General features: G+C 64.3%; 19 protein-coding genes. 11 read left to right on the top strand and 8 right to left on the bottom strand.

Features of this window, described 5'->3' with window-relative positions; genetic code table 11:
• Window positions 1–45 precede the first annotated feature (45 nt).
• Complete coding sequence (locus B3E91_RS16420) at window positions 46–1,230, top strand: GAF domain-containing sensor histidine kinase (protein WP_287030574.1); 1,185 nt, start codon at window positions 46–48, stop codon at window positions 1,228–1,230.
• Between the two features lie 33 nt (window positions 1,231–1,263).
• Here B3E91_RS16420 and B3E91_RS16415 read toward each other — a convergent pair whose 3' ends face one another.
• Window positions 1,264–1,455 (bottom strand): hypothetical protein, encoded by a 192-nt coding sequence (locus B3E91_RS16415; protein ID WP_273230651.1) that lies wholly within the window; start codon window positions 1,453–1,455, stop codon window positions 1,264–1,266.
• A 29-nt stretch (window positions 1,456–1,484) separates the two neighbouring features.
• A complete protein-coding gene (locus B3E91_RS16410; RefSeq protein WP_273230649.1) occupies window positions 1,485–1,859 on the bottom strand; it encodes a response regulator in 375 nt (124 codons plus the stop codon).
• A 245-nt stretch (window positions 1,860–2,104) separates the two neighbouring features.
• Here B3E91_RS16410 and tusD point away from each other — a divergent pair, with 245 nt between their 5' ends.
• From tusD to B3E91_RS16380, 6 genes are all read left to right on the top strand, one after another.
• Window positions 2,105–2,494 (top strand): sulfurtransferase complex subunit TusD, encoded by a 390-nt coding sequence (gene tusD, locus B3E91_RS16405; protein ID WP_282341706.1) that lies wholly within the window; start codon window positions 2,105–2,107, stop codon window positions 2,492–2,494.
• The gene (gene tusC, locus B3E91_RS16400) at window positions 2,494–2,853 is read left to right on the top strand and encodes a sulfurtransferase complex subunit TusC (RefSeq protein WP_287030530.1); all 360 of its coding nucleotides are present in this window, start codon (window positions 2,494–2,496) and stop codon (window positions 2,851–2,853) included. Before tusD ends, tusC begins: the two co-directional genes overlap by 1 nt.
• Window positions 2,853–3,152: a sulfurtransferase complex subunit TusB gene (tusB, locus tag B3E91_RS16395; protein ID WP_287030529.1), complete on the top strand. Its 300-nt coding sequence runs from the start codon at window positions 2,853–2,855 to the stop codon at window positions 3,150–3,152. Before tusC ends, tusB begins: the two co-directional genes overlap by 1 nt.
• A complete protein-coding gene (locus tag B3E91_RS16390; protein WP_287030527.1) occupies window positions 3,149–3,484 on the top strand; it encodes a TusE/DsrC/DsvC family sulfur relay protein in 336 nt (111 codons plus the stop codon). The genes tusB and B3E91_RS16390 overlap by 4 nt, the downstream gene beginning before the upstream one ends.
• Before the next feature lie 8 nt (window positions 3,485–3,492).
• Window positions 3,493–4,476: a glycosyl transferase family protein gene (locus B3E91_RS16385; RefSeq protein ID WP_287030525.1), complete on the top strand. Its 984-nt coding sequence runs from the start codon at window positions 3,493–3,495 to the stop codon at window positions 4,474–4,476.
• Between the two features lie 88 nt (window positions 4,477–4,564).
• Window positions 4,565–5,563: a glutathione S-transferase family protein gene (locus B3E91_RS16380; protein WP_287030524.1), complete on the top strand. Its 999-nt coding sequence runs from the start codon at window positions 4,565–4,567 to the stop codon at window positions 5,561–5,563.
• Between the two features lie 14 nt (window positions 5,564–5,577).
• On the opposite strand, the gene cysG is transcribed toward B3E91_RS16380, so the two are convergent.
• From cysG to ftsK, 6 genes are all read right to left on the bottom strand, one after another.
• Window positions 5,578–6,960, bottom strand: a complete 1,383-nt coding sequence (gene cysG, locus B3E91_RS16375) for a siroheme synthase CysG (protein ID WP_287030522.1) — start codon at window positions 6,958–6,960, stop codon at window positions 5,578–5,580.
• Between the two features lie 69 nt (window positions 6,961–7,029).
• Window positions 7,030–8,310 carry a serine--tRNA ligase gene (gene serS, locus B3E91_RS16370; protein ID WP_287030520.1) on the bottom strand — a complete coding sequence of 427 codons (1,281 nt, stop codon included), beginning with the start codon at window positions 8,308–8,310 and terminating at the stop codon, window positions 7,030–7,032.
• A 57-nt stretch (window positions 8,311–8,367) separates the two neighbouring features.
• Window positions 8,368–8,742 (bottom strand): fluoride efflux transporter CrcB, encoded by a 375-nt coding sequence (gene crcB, locus B3E91_RS16365; protein WP_287030519.1) that lies wholly within the window; start codon window positions 8,740–8,742, stop codon window positions 8,368–8,370.
• Window positions 8,739–10,064, bottom strand: a complete 1,326-nt coding sequence (locus tag B3E91_RS16360) for a replication-associated recombination protein A (protein ID WP_287030518.1) — start codon at window positions 10,062–10,064, stop codon at window positions 8,739–8,741. The genes crcB and B3E91_RS16360 overlap by 4 nt, the downstream gene beginning before the upstream one ends.
• 18 nt (window positions 10,065–10,082) lie before the next feature.
• Window positions 10,083–10,709, bottom strand: coding sequence for an outer membrane lipoprotein chaperone LolA (gene lolA, locus B3E91_RS16355; protein ID WP_090230928.1), 627 nt, complete (start codon window positions 10,707–10,709; stop codon window positions 10,083–10,085).
• 15 nt (window positions 10,710–10,724) lie between these two features.
• Window positions 10,725–13,127 (bottom strand): DNA translocase FtsK, encoded by a 2,403-nt coding sequence (gene ftsK / locus B3E91_RS16350; RefSeq protein WP_287030517.1) that lies wholly within the window; start codon window positions 13,125–13,127, stop codon window positions 10,725–10,727.
• A 230-nt stretch (window positions 13,128–13,357) separates the two neighbouring features.
• On the opposite strand from ftsK, the gene trxB reads away from it, so the two are divergent.
• The 4 genes from trxB to infA all read left to right on the top strand — a co-directional run bounded on the left by trxB (window position 13,358) and on the right by infA (window position 16,112).
• The gene (trxB, locus tag B3E91_RS16345; protein ID WP_287030515.1) at window positions 13,358–14,308 is read left to right on the top strand and encodes a thioredoxin-disulfide reductase; all 951 of its coding nucleotides are present in this window, start codon (window positions 13,358–13,360) and stop codon (window positions 14,306–14,308) included.
• A gap of 43 nt (window positions 14,309–14,351) precedes the next feature.
• Entirely contained in the window at window positions 14,352–15,032 is a 681-nt protein-coding gene (gene aat / locus B3E91_RS16340) for a leucyl/phenylalanyl-tRNA--protein transferase (protein ID WP_287030513.1), read from the top strand.
• Window positions 15,033–15,085: 53 nt separating this feature from the next.
• Entirely contained in the window at window positions 15,086–15,793 is a 708-nt protein-coding gene (locus tag B3E91_RS16335) for an arginyltransferase (protein ID WP_090230932.1), read from the top strand.
• A gap of 100 nt (window positions 15,794–15,893) precedes the next feature.
• Window positions 15,894–16,112: a translation initiation factor IF-1 gene (infA, locus tag B3E91_RS16330; RefSeq protein WP_002553999.1), complete on the top strand. Its 219-nt coding sequence runs from the start codon at window positions 15,894–15,896 to the stop codon at window positions 16,110–16,112.
• Window positions 16,113–16,143 lie beyond the last annotated feature (31 nt).

Genomic DNA, 16,143 nt, shown 5'->3' with positions numbered 1-16,143 from the left:
CACTTGTTCGGGAAACGGCGCTCTTCGCCCGCAGTGGATATCGGCATGCAACACTCGATAGCTTCAGACGTATCCGCCATTGGGCGGATCAGCGCGGTGCCGGCGATCCTGCAGGTCATCGCGGAGAGTACGGGGCTGCGTTTCGTCGCGGTGGCGCGGGTCACCGAGAGTGACTGGACGGCGTGCGCGGTGCTGGATCTGCTGGGCTTCGGGCTGGAGGCCAACGACACGCTGGAAATCGCCACCACCCTGTGCGACGAGGTACGTGGCTCCCGCGAGCCGGTGATCATCGATCACGCGAGCATGGACGAGCGTTACTGCACCCATCACACCCCGCGCCTGTACAAGTTCGAGAGCTACATCTCTTATCCGGTGATTCGCGCCGACGGCAGCTTCTTCGGCACCCTCTGCGCGCTCGATCCCCTTCCAGCCAAACTCTCCGAGCCCCACATCGTCGCGATGATGGCGTCCTTCGCACGGTTGCTGGCGATCCAGCTGGAGGCCGAGGAAGGCTTCCAGCGCACGGAAGCCGCGCTGCTGCTGGAGCGAAAGAACGCCGAGCTGCGCGAGCAGTTCATCGCGGTGCTGGGGCACGACCTGCGCAATCCGCTGTTCGCGATCGACGCCTGTGCGGAAATGCTGATGCGCAAACCTATGGATGAACGCACCGAGCGGCTGGTGAAACACATCGTGAGCAGCAATCAGCGCGCGTCGCAGTTGGTCGAGGACGTCCTCGATTTTGCCCGCGGACGCTTGGGCGACGGAATCCCGGTGAAGCTGCGAGAGTGCCCGAACCTGGCGGACAGCCTTCGTCACGTGGTTGCCGAGATTCAGCGGATTCATTCGGAACGGGTCATCAATGCGAACATCGAGCGACTGGAAGGGTTTCGCTGCGACCCCGAGCGGATCGGCCAACTGCTTTCCAATCTGGTCGCCAACGCCATCGCCCATGGCGCGCAGGATGGAACGGTCGAGGTGAATATCGGGCGTAATGCGGGAGGCTTCAGCATCTCGGTGAGCAACCAGGGCGAGCCTATTCCGGCCAGCGTGCTCGAGCGGCTGTTCCTGCCCTACTCACGGCCGCTCAGCGATCTTCCGCGAGCCGGTCTTGGCCTCGGGCTGTACATCGCCAGCGAAGTTGCGCGTGCCCATGGCGGTAGCCTGACGGTGACGTCCAGCCGCGAGGCCGGCACTATCTTCACCTTCCATCAGCCTCTGCAGAGCACATAACAGAAGCCCGCGGATGCGGGGCTTCTCGGCTGGCTACATCGGCCCCGGATCGGGGATTGCCGCGGGGACATCGGCCTCTTCGGTAAGGTTTTCCAGTACCTCATCCGGCAATGGCTGGTCTTCGTCGATCTCGCTTTCGGTCTCGTCCAGATCGTTCAGCGGAGACTCATCGGCGCGCCACATCGGTAGCCGTGTCACCTGAGGCTGCGGTACGTAATGGATCATGGTCACCTCCAGACAATCGATGAAATCGGTCAGGCCGCCGAACCGACGAGCTGGTGAATCGATGCGTCCAGCTGCTCAAGCCTGAAGGGTTTGCTGACCAGTTGGGCATTCAGGCTCTTGAAGTTCTTCGCCGACCAGACTTCGTAGGGATGACCGCTGATGAACAGAACCTTGATCATCGGAAGTTTCTTCAGCGCAGCCTCCGCCACCATCATGCCGTTGGTGCCATCGTTCAGGCGGAAATCCGAGATGAGCAGGTTGATGTCGTCGTGTGCCTGGAGCACATCCATGGCCTGGGCGGTGTTGCCGGCGCCGTAGGCGTCATAACCACAATCGGCCAGGTGCTCCAGCAGCATGGAGAGAATATCGGGCTCGTCGTCTACGACCAGGACTGACTTGTGCAAAACAACACCTGCGAAAGGATGCGTCGGGCAATGGCGCCCGGCTTCTCATAGAGTCACTGACCGCCATTTCCAGAAAGAGTCCCGTAGTAACAGGCAATTACCGGACGAACAGCATGCGGCTTCGTAGGAACATCCTGCTCCGACGCCGGACGGCTGACGGATCTGCTTCCCCGATGCCGATGGGCGCTGCACGGAACGACAAAGCACCCTATCATGGCGGCCTGTTCGTAAGCCGCGTTCGTGCCATGAAATTCGCCATCGCCCTGTTCGCTCCACCCCATGCGCCGTCGTCACGCCGCGCCCTTCGTTTTGCCGAGGCGGCACTGGCGGGCGGGCATCAGATCGTGCGGCTGTTCTTCTATCAGGACGGTGTGCACAACGCGTCCACCAATCCGGTAACCCCGCAGGACGAACTCGACCTGCCGGCCGCCTGGCGGGAACTGGTCGAGCGGCACGCGCTGGATGCTGTCGTCTGCATCGCCGCGGCCCTGCGCCGTGGCGTTCTGGATGAGGGCGAGGCGCAGCGTTACCAGCGCAGCGCAAGCGTAGCCGCGCCTTGGGAACTGTCCGGATTGGGACAGTTGCACGAAGCGGCGCAGCTCGCCGATCGCCTCGTCTGTTTTGGAGGTCCGTGATGGCCAAGTCGATGTTGCTGATCTGCAGGCAGTCACCCTGGAGTGGCAGCGGCGCCCGTGAGGCCCTGGATATCGCCCTGGCTGGCGGTGCGTTCGATCTGCCGGTCGCGCTGCTGTTTCTCGACAACGGCGTGCTGCAGCTGGCCACCGCGCAGCAGGCCGCCGCCGTCCAGCAGAAGGACCTGAGCGCCAACCTGCGTGCGTTGCCGATGTTCGGTGTCGACGAACTGTACGTCGATCAGCGCAGCCTCGACGCCCGCGGCCTCTCCGCGGAGGCGCTCGACCTGCCGGTGACGCCGCTGGACGATGGGGCGTTGCGCACCCTGCTCGATCGTTTCGACCTGCTGGTGACGCTCTGATGACCACCCTGCATCTGCTTTCCCATTCGCCCTTCGGCGATGACCGGTTCGACAGCTGCCTGCGCCTGCTCGGCAGCCGCGACGGCGTCCTGCTCACCGGCGACGCCACGTACGCGCTGCGCGGCGACAGCCTGCCCGCGCGCGAGCTGGCCGCCCTGCCGAAAGGCTTCCCACTGTTCGCCCTCGACGAAGACCTGCACGCGCGCGGGGTCAGTGCGCCGGCGCACTGCACGGTCGTCGACTATCCGGGCTTCGTCGAGCTGTGCGGCCGTTTCGACAAGGTGAATGGCTGGCTATGAGAAGCATCGACGTCGAAGGACGGAGCATCGCCCTGGACAAGGATGGCTATCTGGTTCACCTGGATGACTGGTCGCCGGCGGTTGCCGCCGCCCTGGCCGAGCGCGAAGGGCTGGCGCTGCAGACCGCACACTGGGAAATCCTCGACCTGTTGCGCGCCTTCTATGCCGAATTCCAGCTGTCGCCGGCCACCCGCCCGCTGATCAAGTACGTGGCGCTCAAGCTGGGCCCTGAAAAAGGCAACAGCCTGCACCTCAACCATCTCTTCCAGGGCACCCCGGCGAAACTCGCGGCCAAGCTCGCCGGGTTGCCGAAACCGAGCAACTGTCTATGAGTCAGGCTATGAATCTGGTGACGCCCGCGGAACACCCTTTCGCCCATTACGTGCGCATCCTCGGCAAAGGCAAGCGCGGCGCCCGAGGGCTCACCCGCGAGGAAGCGCGCGAGGCCATGGGCTTCCTGCTCGATGGCAAGGTGGAGGATACCCAGCTCGGTGCCTTCCTCATGCTGCTGCGGCACAAGGAAGAAAGCGCCGAAGAGCTTGCCGGCTTCACCGAGGCGGTGCGTGCGCGCCTTGCGCCCCCAGCCATTCCCCTCGACCTCGACTGGCCGACCTACGCCGGCAAGAAGCGCCACCTGCCCTGGTTCCTCCTGGCTGCCAAGTGTCTCGCGCGGCACGGCGTGCGCATCCTCATCCATGGCGCTGGCGCGCACACCGCCGGGCGCCTGTACAGCGAGCAACTGCTGGAACTGCTGGACCTGCCCTGCTGCGCCAGCTGGGACGAAGTCGCGCAAAGCCTCGACCGCGACTCCATCGCCTTCATTCCACTGGGCGCCTGGATGCCGGAGCTGCAGCGGATGATCGACCTGCGCAACATCCTCGGGCTGCGGTCGCCGATCCACTCGCTGGCCCGTGTGCTCAACCCGCTGGGCGCCAAGTGCGGCTTGCAGAGTATCTTTCATCCCGGATACCAGGCGGTTCACCGTGAAGCCAGCCACCTGCTGGGCGACACCTCCATCGTGGTCAAAGGCGACGGGGGCGAGATCGAAATCAACCCCGACGCCGCCTCGCACCTCTTCGGTACCGCGAACGGCGAAAACTGGGATGAGGATTGGCCGGCGCTGTCGGCACTCCGCCACGTCAAGCCGGAGCGCCTGGACCCCGCCCATCTGAAGGCCTTCTGGCTGGGCGAAGTGGAAGACAGTTACGGCCAATTGGCGGTGCTGGCGACCATTGCCCTGGGCTTGCGCGCCCTCGGTCGCACGCGCGACGAGGCCTTCGCCGAGGCGAAAACCTGCTGGGAAACCCGCAATCCATCGATTTAGCCGATTCGTATGGGCAGTAAGTTGCGCCATTCGATCGAACCTATGCCGGTAGACTCCTCTCCAATCTGAAATTGGCGAGGATGTGATGATGGGGCTTTTGATCGACGGGCGCTGGCATGACCAGTGGTACGAGAACGGCGAGGACGGCCGTTTCAAACGCGAGATGGCCCAGCGTCGCAACTGGATCACCGCAGACGGCGAAGCCGGCCCAAGCGGCAAACCGGGTTTCGCGGCCGAAGCCGGGCGCTATCACCTCTACGTTTCGCTGGCCTGCCCCTGGGCTCACCGCACGCTGATCATGCGCAGGCTCAAGGACCTCGGCGGACTGATCGACGTCTCTGTCGTCGGATGGTTGATGGCCGAGCAGGGTTGGACCTTCGATCGGGCCTACGGCTCCACCGGCGACCCGCTGGACGGCCTGGACTTCCTGCATCAGCGCTACACGCGTGACGACCCGAAGTACAGCGGCCGGGTGACCGTGCCCCTGCTATGGGACAAACAGCGCGCGGAGATCGTCAGCAACGAATCCTCCGAGATCATCCGCATGTTCAACAGCGCCTTCGACGGCCTGACCGGCAACACGCTGGATTTCTATCCGCAGGCGCTGCGGGCGGAAATCGACGCGCTCAACGAGCGGATCTATCCGGCGGTCAACAACGGTGTCTATCGCGCCGGGTTCGCCACCACGCAGAAAGCCTATTCGGAAGCCTTCGCCGAGTTGTTCGGTGAACTCGACCACCTCGACACCTTGCTGGGCGAGCGCCGCTACCTGGCCGGTGAATACCTCACCGAGGCCGACCTGCGGTTGTTCACCACGATGATTCGCTTCGACGCTGTCTACCACGGTCACTTCAAGTGCAACCGCCAGCGCATCGAGGATTACCCGAATTTGTCCAACTGGCTGCGCGAGCTTTACCAGTGGGCGGGGATCGCCGAAACCGTCGACTTCACCCACATCAAGGGGCACTACTACGCCAGTCACAAGACCATCAACCCGACCGGCATCATTCCAGACGGCCCCGCACTGGACTTCCTGCGCCCGCACGACCGCGAACGGTTGCCGGGCAAAGGCGTCTGGCAGGCGTGAGTCGGCCGGCGCCCTCAGGCGTCGGCCGCACCTTCGAACCAGGCCAGCTTTTCATGCAGGCGGACCACCTCGCCGACGATGATCAGCGTCGGCGCATGGACTTCATGGGCGGCGACCACTGCCGGCAGGTCCGCAAGCGTTCCGGTGAACACCCGCTGTGCGGCGGTGGTGCCCTGCTGTACCAGTGCCGCCGGCGTACTCGATGCGCACCCGTGCGCGATCAGCCGCTCGCAGATCACCGGTAGCCCGACGAGGCCCATGTAGAACACCAGCGTCTGTCCGGGCGAGGTCAGATCGGCCCAGGGCAGGTTGTAGCTGTCGTCCTTCAGGTGTCCGGTGACGAATCGCACCGACTGGGCGTAGTCGCGGTGGGTAAGCGGAATCCCGGCGTAGGCCGCACAGCCGCTGGCGGCGGTGATGCCGGGCACCACCTGGAACGGAATGCCGCGCGCCGCCAGGCCTTCGATTTCCTCGCCGCCACGACCGAAGATGAACGGATCGCCACCCTTGAGGCGAAGCACCCGTTTACCCTCTTGCGCCAGTTCGATGAGCATCTGGTTGATGCGTTCCTGGGTCACCGCATGCTCGGCGCGTCGCTTGCCGACATAGATGCGCTCGGCATCACGGCGGCAAAGCTCGACGATCGCCGGGGCGACGAGTCGGTCGTAGAGCACCACGTCGGCCTGCTGCATCAGCCGCAGGGCGCGGAAGGTCAGCAGGTCGGGATCGCCCGGGCCGGCGCCGACCAGGTACACCTCGCCGCCGGCCGGCTTGGGCCCGCCGGCCAACTGGTTTTCCAGCAGACGCTGGGCTTCATCGCCCTGCCCGGCCAGCATGCGTTCGGCGATCGGCCCCTGGAACACGTCTTCCCAGAACACCCGGCGTTCGCGGACGTTGGGAAACAGCGCCTTCACCCGCGAGCGGAACCGTTTGGCCAGGTCGGCGAGTTCTCCGTAGCGCGCCGGAATCCAGGTCTCGATCCGGGCGCGGATCAGCCGCGCCAGCACCGGGGCGTCGCCGCCGCTGGACACCGCGACGATCAGCGGCGAGCGGTCGACGATGGCGGGGAAGATCACGCTGCACAACGCCGGGGCGTCCACCACGTTGACCGGAATCCCCAGCGCCTTGGCTTCGCTGGATATCCGTGCGTTCAGCGTCTCGTCGTCGGTGGCCGCGATTACCAGGCAGGCGCCCTGCAGATCGGCGCTCGCGTAGCTGCGTCGATGTGCGCCCTGGCCGGCAAGCGCCAGCAGCTCGGGAACGATCTCCGGCGCGACGACGCGCAGCGCCGCGCCGGCATCGGCGAGCAGGCGCGACTTGCGCAGCGCCACCTCGCCACCGCCGACGAGCAGCACGCAACGGCCCTGGAGGTTATGGAAAAGCGGGAGATAGTCCATGGCGGCCTGCGAGGAAGACGCGACGAGTCAGGAGCGTCGCCGGATACGCGGTATCCGGCGACGGAATCATCAACCGATGAGATCGATACCGCCCATGTAGGGCTTGAGCACTTCGGGCACGCGGATCGAACCGTCGGCCTGCTGGTAGTTCTCCAGCACCGCCACCAGCGTACGCCCGACGGCAAGGCCGGAGCCGTTGAGCGTGTGCAGCAGCTCGGGCTTGCCGGTTTCCGGGTTGCGATAGCGCGCCTGCATGCGGCGCGCCTGGAAGTCACCGCAGTTCGAGCAGGAGGAAATCTCGCGGAACTTGTCCTGGCTCGGCACCCAGACTTCCAGGTCGTAGGTCTTGGTCGCGCCGAAGCCCATGTCGCCGGTGCACAGCGCGAGCACGCGGTACGGCAGTTCGAGCAACTGCAGGACGCGCTCGGCGTTGGCCGTCAGGTTCTCCAGCGCCTCGTAGGAGGTGGCGGGATCGACGATCTGCACCATCTCGACCTTGTCGAACTGGTGCTGGCGGATCATCCCGCGGGTATCGCGACCCGACGCGCCGGCCTCGCTGCGGAAGCACGGCGTGTGGGCGACGAATTTCAGCGGCAGCAGCTTCGGATCGATGATCTGTCCGGCGACGATGTTGGTCAGCGAGACTTCGGCCGTCGGGATCAGGTACAGGTCGGCCTGGTCCTCACGGGCGATGCGGAACAGGTCTTCCTCGAACTTCGGCAACTGGCCGGTGCCCTGCAGTGCCGAGGCTTGCACCAGATAAGGCGTGTAGGCCTCCTCGTAACCGTGCTCGGCGGTGTGCAGGTTGATCATGAACTGCGCCAGGGCGCGGTGCAGCCGGGCGATCGGCCCGCGCAGCAGGGCGAAGCGCGCGCCGGAAAGCTTGGCGGCCGTCTCGAAATCGAGCCAGCCATGGCGTTCGCCGAGACTCACGTGGTCCTGCACCGGGAAATCGAAGACCTTCGGCGTACCCCAGCGGCGCACTTCGACGTTGCCCTCCTCGTCCGCGCCGACCGGCACGGATTCATGCGGAAGGTTGGGGATACCCAGCAGCAGGTTGTCCAGCTCCTGCTGGATGCCGTCCAGCTCGCGCTTGCCCTCGTCCAGCTCGCTGCCCATGCGGTCGACCTCGGCCAGCAGCGGCGCGATGTCCTCACCGCGCTGCTTGGCCTGACCGATGCTCTTGGAACGGGCATTGCGCTCGGCCTGCAGTTGTTCGGTGCGGGTCTGGACGCTCTTGCGCTGGGCTTCGAGCGCTTCGATACGCGTGACGTCCAACGAATAGCCACGCGTGGCCAGGCGTGCGGCGACGTCGTGTAGTTGGCTGCGTATCAACTTGGAATCGAGCATGTGCAAATCTCAGCTGGAACCTAAAGGAGGACGCCGGCAGTCGCCGGCGACAGGAATTCAAAGGCGTGCGAAGGATAAACCGGCCCAGACCGCTAATAAACCGCCGAGGATGCTGCAGCCCAGGTAACCGATGGCGAGGCCCGTCTGGCCGCCCTCGAACAACCGTACCACTTCCATGCTGAACGAGGAAAAGGTGGTCAGGCCGCCGAGTACGCCGACGGTGAGGCCAACGCGCAGCTCGATGGGCAGGTCGGTGCGGATCAGGAACAGGCCGTACAGGTAGCCGATGGCGAGGCAGCCGACGATGTTCACCGCGAAGGTGCCGAGAAAGTAGTGACGCGGCCAGTGGCTGGTCATCCAGGCAGAGGTCAGGAAACGGGCGACCGAGCCCAGCGCCCCGCCCAGGGCAACAGCGATGATCAGGCGGATCATGGCTTTCTCCGTTTCCTGGGGCTCGCCCGGTCCAGTGCCGCGAGGTGATCGAGCTTGTCGCGGATCTTGCTTTCCAGGCCACGCGGCACCGGCTGGTAGTACTGGCGCGGCTGCATGTCTTCCGGAAAATAGTCCTCGCCCGCGGCGTAGGCGTCCGGCTCGTCGTGGGCGTAGCGGTATTCCTCGCCGTAGCCCAACTGCTTCATCAGCTTGGTCGGCGCGTTGCGCAAGTGCAGCGGCACCTCGTGCGAGCCGTTCTCGGCGACATCGCGCATGGCGGCGTTGAAGCCGGTGTAGACAGCATTGCTCTTCGGTGCGCAGGCCAGATAGACGATCGCCTGGGCGATCGCCAGCTCGCCTTCGGGGCTGCCAAGGCGCTCCTGGACGTTCCAGGCGTCGAGGCACAGTGTCAGCGCGCGCGGATCGGCATTGCCAACCTCTTCGCTCGCCATGCGCACGACGCGCCGCGCCAGGTACAGCGGGTCGCAGCCGCCGTCGATCATCCGGGCGAACCAGTACAGCGCCGCGTCCGGGTTGGAGCCGCGCACCGACTTGTGCAGCGCGGAAATCTGGTCGTAGAAAGCTTCTCCGCCCTTGTCGAAGCGCCGCCGGCTGTCGCCAAGCAGGCTCTGCAGCAGGCTCACGCCGATCTCGCCTTCGTCCTCGGCGAGGTCGGAGGCGTTCTCCAGCAAATTGAGCAGCCGGCGACCATCGCCGTCGGCCGCGGCCAGGAGAATCTGGAAGCTTTCCTCGGGCAGGCTCAGGTGGCGCTGTCCGAGCCCCTTGTCCTCACCCAGCGCACGCTCCACCAGCTTGCGCATCGCCGCTTCGTCGAGACTCTTGAGCACGTAGACCCGCGCCCGCGAGAGCAGCGCGTTGTTGAGCTCGAACGAGGGATTCTCCGTGGTCGCGCCGATGAAGATCAGCGTGCCGTCCTCCACGTACGGGAGAAAGGCGTCCTGCTGGCTCTTGTTGAAACGGTGCACTTCGTCGACGAAGAGGATGGTCCGGCGACCGTACTGCGCGGCCTGCTGCTTGGCCATCTCGACCGCCTGGCGAATTTCCTTGACCCCGGAAAGCACCGCCGAAATCGTCTCGAAATGCGCTTCCGAGACCTGCGCCAGCAGTCGCGCCAGGGTGGTCTTGCCGACACCGGGCGGGCCCCAGAAGATCATCGAGTGCAGCACGCCCTGCTCCAGCGCCTCGCGCAGCGGCTTGCCGCGCGCTAGAAGGTGCTCCTGACCGACGTACTCGTCCAGCGTGGCGGCGCGTAAACGCGCAGCCAGCGGCTGGGCTACCGGGTCAGAGCGGAACAGGTCCATGGGAAACGCGCGAGCCTCTTATTCCTGAATGACGTCGGCGCCTTCGGGAATCTTGAAGTCGAATTGCCCGGCGTCGATCGGCTGATTCATTTTCACGCCGAGGAACAGGATGTTGGTGCGCTGGCCAACGCTGTCGATCAGCTGCATGTCGTTGATGGTGCCGTTGCGGAAGGACACGCGCAGGTTGTCGAACAGCGTGTCCTTGGCCTTGGGCTTGAGCACGAAATCGACCACGCCGCCGGCTTCCTTGTGGCTGATCTCGAAGTTCTCGCTGATCTGCGAGACGTCGCCGGACAGGAGTAGCGCGGGCGTGTGGGTCAGGCGCTGGTCGAGCTTCTGCACGGTGACCTGCTGCAGGTCGGGATCGTACAGCCAGACCTTCTCGCCATTCGACACCAGCAGTTGCTCCTGCGGCGCGTCGGTGTGCCAGCGGAACAGCCCCGGGCGTTTCAACGCCAGCTCGCCCGCAGTTTCCTGCAGGTTGGCGCCGGAGGCGTCGAGGGTCAGCTGGGTGAAGCGCGAGGTCAGGGTCTGCGCTTGCTGGAGCAGTTCGGTCAGGCGCTTCACCGACGCATCCTGGTCGGCGTGAGCCGGCATGGCGGCGAAACCCAGCAGGGACAGCAACAGCACGCGAAACAGGCGCATGGAAATCCTCATCAGTCAGTCGCGGGTCGGCCCCGGCGCGATCACTTCGCGCGAGCCATTGGTGTTCATCGAGGTCACTACGCCGGCCATTTCCATCGATTCGATCATCCGCGCGGCGCGGTTGTAGCCGATCTTCAGCTTGCGCTGCACGGCGGAAATCGACGCGCGGCGGCTTTCCAGCACGAAGTTGACCGCCTCGTCGTAGAGCGGATCGTCCTCGCTGTCCTCGCCACCCTCGCCGCTGCCGCCTTCGAAGCCGCTGCCGGCCTCCTCGACGCTGGCCAGGATGTCCTGGTTGTAATCCGGCGCGCCACGCAGCTTCCAGGCTTCGACCACGCGGTGGACTTCCTCGTCGGACACGAAGGCGCCGTGCACACGAATCGGCAGGCTGGTGCCCGGCGGCATGTAGAGCATGTCGCCGTGGCCGAGCAATTGCTCCGCGCCGCCCTGGTCGATGATGGTCCGCGAATCGATCTTGCTCGACACCTGGAACGCCATGCGCGTCGGGATGTTGGCCTTGATCAGGCCGGTGATCACGTCCACCGAGGGGCGCTGGGTGGCGAGGATCAGGTGGATGCCTGCAGCCCGCGCCTTCTGTGCGATACGCGCGATCAGTTCTTCGACCTTCTTGCCGACGATCATCATCATGTCGGCGAACTCGTCGACCACCACCACGATGGTCGGCAGGTGCTCGAGCAGCGGCGCCTCGTCGTGCATGTTCTCGCGCTTGTACAGCGGATCGGCGAGCGGCGTGCCCGCTTCCTCGGCCTCCTTCACCTTGCGGTTGAAGCCGGCCAGGTTGCGCACGCCCATCTTCGACATCAGCTTGTAGCGCCGCTCCATCTCGGCAACGCTCCAGCGCAGCGCGTTGGCCGCCTCCTTCATGTCGGTGACCACCGGACACAGCAGGTGCGGAATGCCTTCGTAGATCGACAGTTCGAGCATCTTCGGGTCGATCATGATCAGTCGTGCGTCCTTCGGACCGGACTTGAACAGGATCGACAGGATCATCGCGTTGACGCCCACCGATTTACCGGAGCCGGTGGTACCCGCGACCAGCAGGTGCGGCATCTTCGCCAGGTCGGTGATGATCGGCTTGCCGCCGATGTCGTGGCCCAGGGCCAGGGTGACCGGCGACTTGGCGTCGTCGTACTCGCTGGATTCGAGCACTTCGGAGAAGCGTACGATCTGGCGATCCTCGTTGGGAATCTCTATGCCGACCGTGGTCTTGCCCGGAATGACCTCGACCACCCGCACGCTGATCACCGCCAGCGAGCGGGCAAGGTCCTTGGCCAGGTTGGAAATGCGGCTGACCTTGACGCCGATGCCGGGCTGAATCTCGAAGCGGGTGATCACCGGCCCCGGATGCACGGACTCGACGATCACCTCGACGCCGAACTCCTTGAGCTTGATTTCCAGCAGCCGCGACATCGCCTCGAGGGACTCCGGAGAGAAACTCTTCTGCTTCTTCTCGGCGCGGTCGAGGATCGAAATCGGCGGTAGCGAACCTTCGATGGCGCTGTCGACGAACAACGGCGCCTGCTTTTCCTTCAGTACCCGCTTGCTCGGCTCGGCGGCTTTCGCCGGCGCTGGAGGCGTGATCACCGGGGGCTGGCGCTTCTCGCGCTCGCTCATGTGCTTGGTCAGCGCTTCCTCGCGCTCGATCAGGCGCTCCTTGACCTTGGCCTGCTCGCGGCGATCGGGCACCAGTGGTGCGGCCACGGTATTCACCCGGTCGTCCACCTCGCGCAACTGGGCGACCAGTTGCTTGCGGTTGTTGCGGGCGCTCCACCAGCGGTTCATGCCGCTCTGGATCAGCTCCAGCAGATCCAGGGTGATCTTGCCGGTGATGTCCATCACGCGGAACCAGGACAGGTCGGCGAATACGGTGAGGCCGAAGAGGAACAGCGCCAGGAACAGCAGCGTGCTGCCCTGCACGTTCAGCGCGGCGACGGCCAGTTGGCCGAGGCTCTCGCCCAGCGCGCCGCCCGCCGATGCCGGCATGCTGTTGGTGGAATGGAAGTGGATATACGCCAGCGCAGCGCCGGAGAGAATCAGGAACACCAGGCCGATAAGACGCCAGGAAAACAGCCAGCCGTTCCACTGCCAGGGCTGGTGGCGGTTACGGAACACCTGCCAGGTCTTCACCGCCAACAACAAGGGGAACAGGTAAGCGAAATAGCCGAGGGCCATGAACAGGATGTCGGCGAACCAGGCGCCGGCACGGCCGGCAGCGTTCTGCACCTGCTCCACGCGGCTGGTGTGCGACCAGCCCGGATCGTTCTGGTCGTAAGTGAGCAACGCCATCCACAGGTACAGGCAAAGCGCACCCAGGGCGATCAGCGCGCCCTCCTTCAGGCGGTAGTTCAGTTGCTGTCGCCAGGGAGGGGTTTGGAGGGTAGAACTGGAATTCTTCAAAACACGTCTTTCCTGCGCTCGGGGCGCGCCAACTAACGATGACGGCGAAAATGCGGTCCATTGTACGGCTTTGCCAAGGCGCTGCCCATGTCGACCGCCCGGGCGCGGTGTCGGAAAACCGCTGCTCCCCGCTCGCCCATTCTTCGGTGTAGCATAATTGGCATTCCCTTGCGTGCGGCCCAATTGGAGCATGCATTCTCTTTTGTGACAAAGGCTTATGGAGTCTTTTTATGGGTGAAGTCAAGCATTCGCGGCTGATCGTTCTGGGCTCCGGTCCCGCGGGCTACACCGCTGCGGTGTACGCCGCCCGGGCCAATCTGAAGCCGCTGGTGATCACCGGAATCCAGCCCGGTGGACAGCTCACCACCACCACCGAAGTCGACAACTGGCCCGGCGATGTCGAGGGGCTGACCGGCCCGGCGCTGATGGAGCGCATGCAGAAACACGCCGAGCGCTTCGATACCGAGATCGTCTACGACCATATCCATACCGCCGAGTTGCAGCAGCGTCCGTTCACCCTCAAGGGCGACAACGCCACCTACACCTGCGATGCCCTGATCATTTCCACCGGCGCCTCTGCCCAGTACCTCGGATTGCCTTCCGAGGAAGCCTTCGCTGGTCGCGGCGTGTCCGCTTGTGCCACCTGCGACGGCTTCTTCTACCGCAACCAGGTCGTCTGCGTGGTGGGCGGTGGCAACACCGCCGTCGAGGAAGCCCTGTATCTGTCGAACATCGCCAAGGAGGTCCATCTGGTCCACCGTCGCGACAAGCTGCGCTCGGAGAAGATCCTGCAGGACAAGCTGTTCGACAAAGCCGCCAACGGCAACGTCCGCATCCATTGGAACCATGCGCTGGACGAGGTCCTGGGCGATGCCAGCGGCGTGACCGGCGTGCGCCTGAAAGACACCCTGAGCGGAACGACCAGGGAACTGCCGCTGGCCGGCGTTTTCATCGCCATCGGCCACAAACCCAACACCGACCTGTTCCGGGGCCAGCTGGAAATGCGTGACGGCTATCTGATCGTGCGCGGCGGCGGTGAAGGCAACGCCACAGCCACCAGCATTGAGGGCGTATTCGCCGCCGGCGACGTGGCCGACCACGTCTATCGCCAGGCGATCACTTCGGCAGGCGCCGGCTGCATGGCCGCGCTGGACGCCGAAAAATTCCTCGACGATATCTGAGCCTTCGGGCGGGCCCGTGGCCTGCCTGTCGCCCTCCCCCGCCATGCTGACCTGGCTCTCCCGCGATTCGCTGGAATTCCCGCCGCTGAGCAAAGCCATGCGCGAGCCCAATGGCCTGCTCGCCGCGGGTGGCGATCTCAGCGCCGAACGCCTGATCCGGGCCTATCGACATGGCTGCTTCCCGTGGTTCCAGGATGGCCAGCCCATACTCTGGTGGTCGCCCGACCCGCGCACCGTTCTACCGCCCGAAGCACTTCACGTTTCCCGCAGTCTGGCGAAGGTTCTTCGCCAACAACGCTTCCGGGTGACTTTTGACAGTGCCTTCGTGGACGTCCTGCAGGGCTGCGCCGGACCTCGCGCCTACAGCGATGGCACCTGGATCACCGAGCCGATGCAGCAGGCCTACCTGCGCTTGCACGAGTTGGGCTTCGTCCATTCGGTGGAGGTGTGGCTGGACGATGAACTGGTGGGTGGGCTCTATGGACTGGCGATGGGGCAACTGTTCTTCGGCGAGTCGATGTTCAGTCGGGTCGACAATGCCTCCAAGGTGGGTTTCGTTACGCTGGTTGAGCGTTTGCGGCAGTGGGGTTTCGTCCTGATCGATTGCCAGATGCCCACCCAGCACCTGCAGAGTTTCGGCGCACGCTCGATTTCCCGCGCCGAGTTTGCCGGGTGGCTCGAACGCCACCTGGATCAACCGACGACCGCCGACTGGCTCGTCTAGGCGTGACCGGCAGCCTGGCTTACACTGGCGTCAGGTCCACCCGAGTGCCGACGATGACAGAGCTGGCTCGCCTGAAGTTCTACGCCACCCAGCCTCATCCATGCAGCTATCTGCCCGGCGAGCAGGCCACCACCCTGTTCCTCGATCCCAGCCAGCTCATGGATGCGCAGGTGTATGCCGGGCTGTCGGAGATGGGCTTTCGTCGCAGTGGCGATCACCTCTACAGACCTCACTGCCAGCGTTGCTCGGCTTGCGTCCCTGCGCGTATTCCAGCCGACCAGTTCCAACCCAATCGCCAGCAGAAACGCATTCTCAAGCGCAATGCCGACCTGTGCGTCATGCCGGTACGGCCCAAGTTCAGCGAAGAGTATTACGCGCTCTACGCGCGCTACATCGAACAGCGCCACGCCGATGGCGATATGTATCCGCCGAGTCGCGATCAATTCAGCACCTTTCTCGTCCGCGACCTGAATTTCGCGCGCTTCTATGAGTTCCGTCTTGGCGACCGGCTGATGGCGATCGCCGTCACCGACCTGCTGCCGAACGGTCTTTCCGCGGTTTACACCTTCTACGACCCCGATGAAGAACGCCGCAGCCTCGGCCGCTACGCCATTCTCTGGCAGATCGGCGAGACCGCACGTCTTGGCCTCCACGCGGTCTACCTCGGCTACTGGATCAAGAATTGTCGGAAGATGAATTACAAGACCCAGTACCGGCCGATAGAGCTGTTCGTCAACCAGCGCTGGGTCGCTCTGACCTGAATCGCTTGGCGACAAGACACATTTTCGGGCACAATGCACGCCGCTTTTGCCAGGCGCCGTTTGCGTCCGGCCACCTATAGAACACCGAGGGCTTTACTGAATGTCGAAAGAAGACAGCTTCGAAATGGAAGGCACTGTCGTCGACACCCTACCCAACACCATGTTCCGAGTGGAGTTGGAAAACGGGCACGTCGTTACCGCGCACATCTCCGGAAAGATGCGCAAGAACTACATCCGCATTCTCACCGGCGACAAGGTTCGTGTTGAATTGACGCCCTACGACTTGAGCAAAGGCCGCATCACCTACCGCGCCCGCTGAAGTTTTCGCGTCATGAAAAACGCCCGGTCTA

It is taken from the genome of Pseudomonas sp. UBA6310, assembly GCF_002438225.1.
Lineage (GTDB): Bacteria > Pseudomonadota > Gammaproteobacteria > Pseudomonadales > Pseudomonadaceae > Pseudomonas_O > Pseudomonas_O kuykendallii.
The sequence above is the reverse complement of the archived record's forward strand: the minus strand, read 5'-3'. Positions and strand labels throughout refer to the sequence as shown.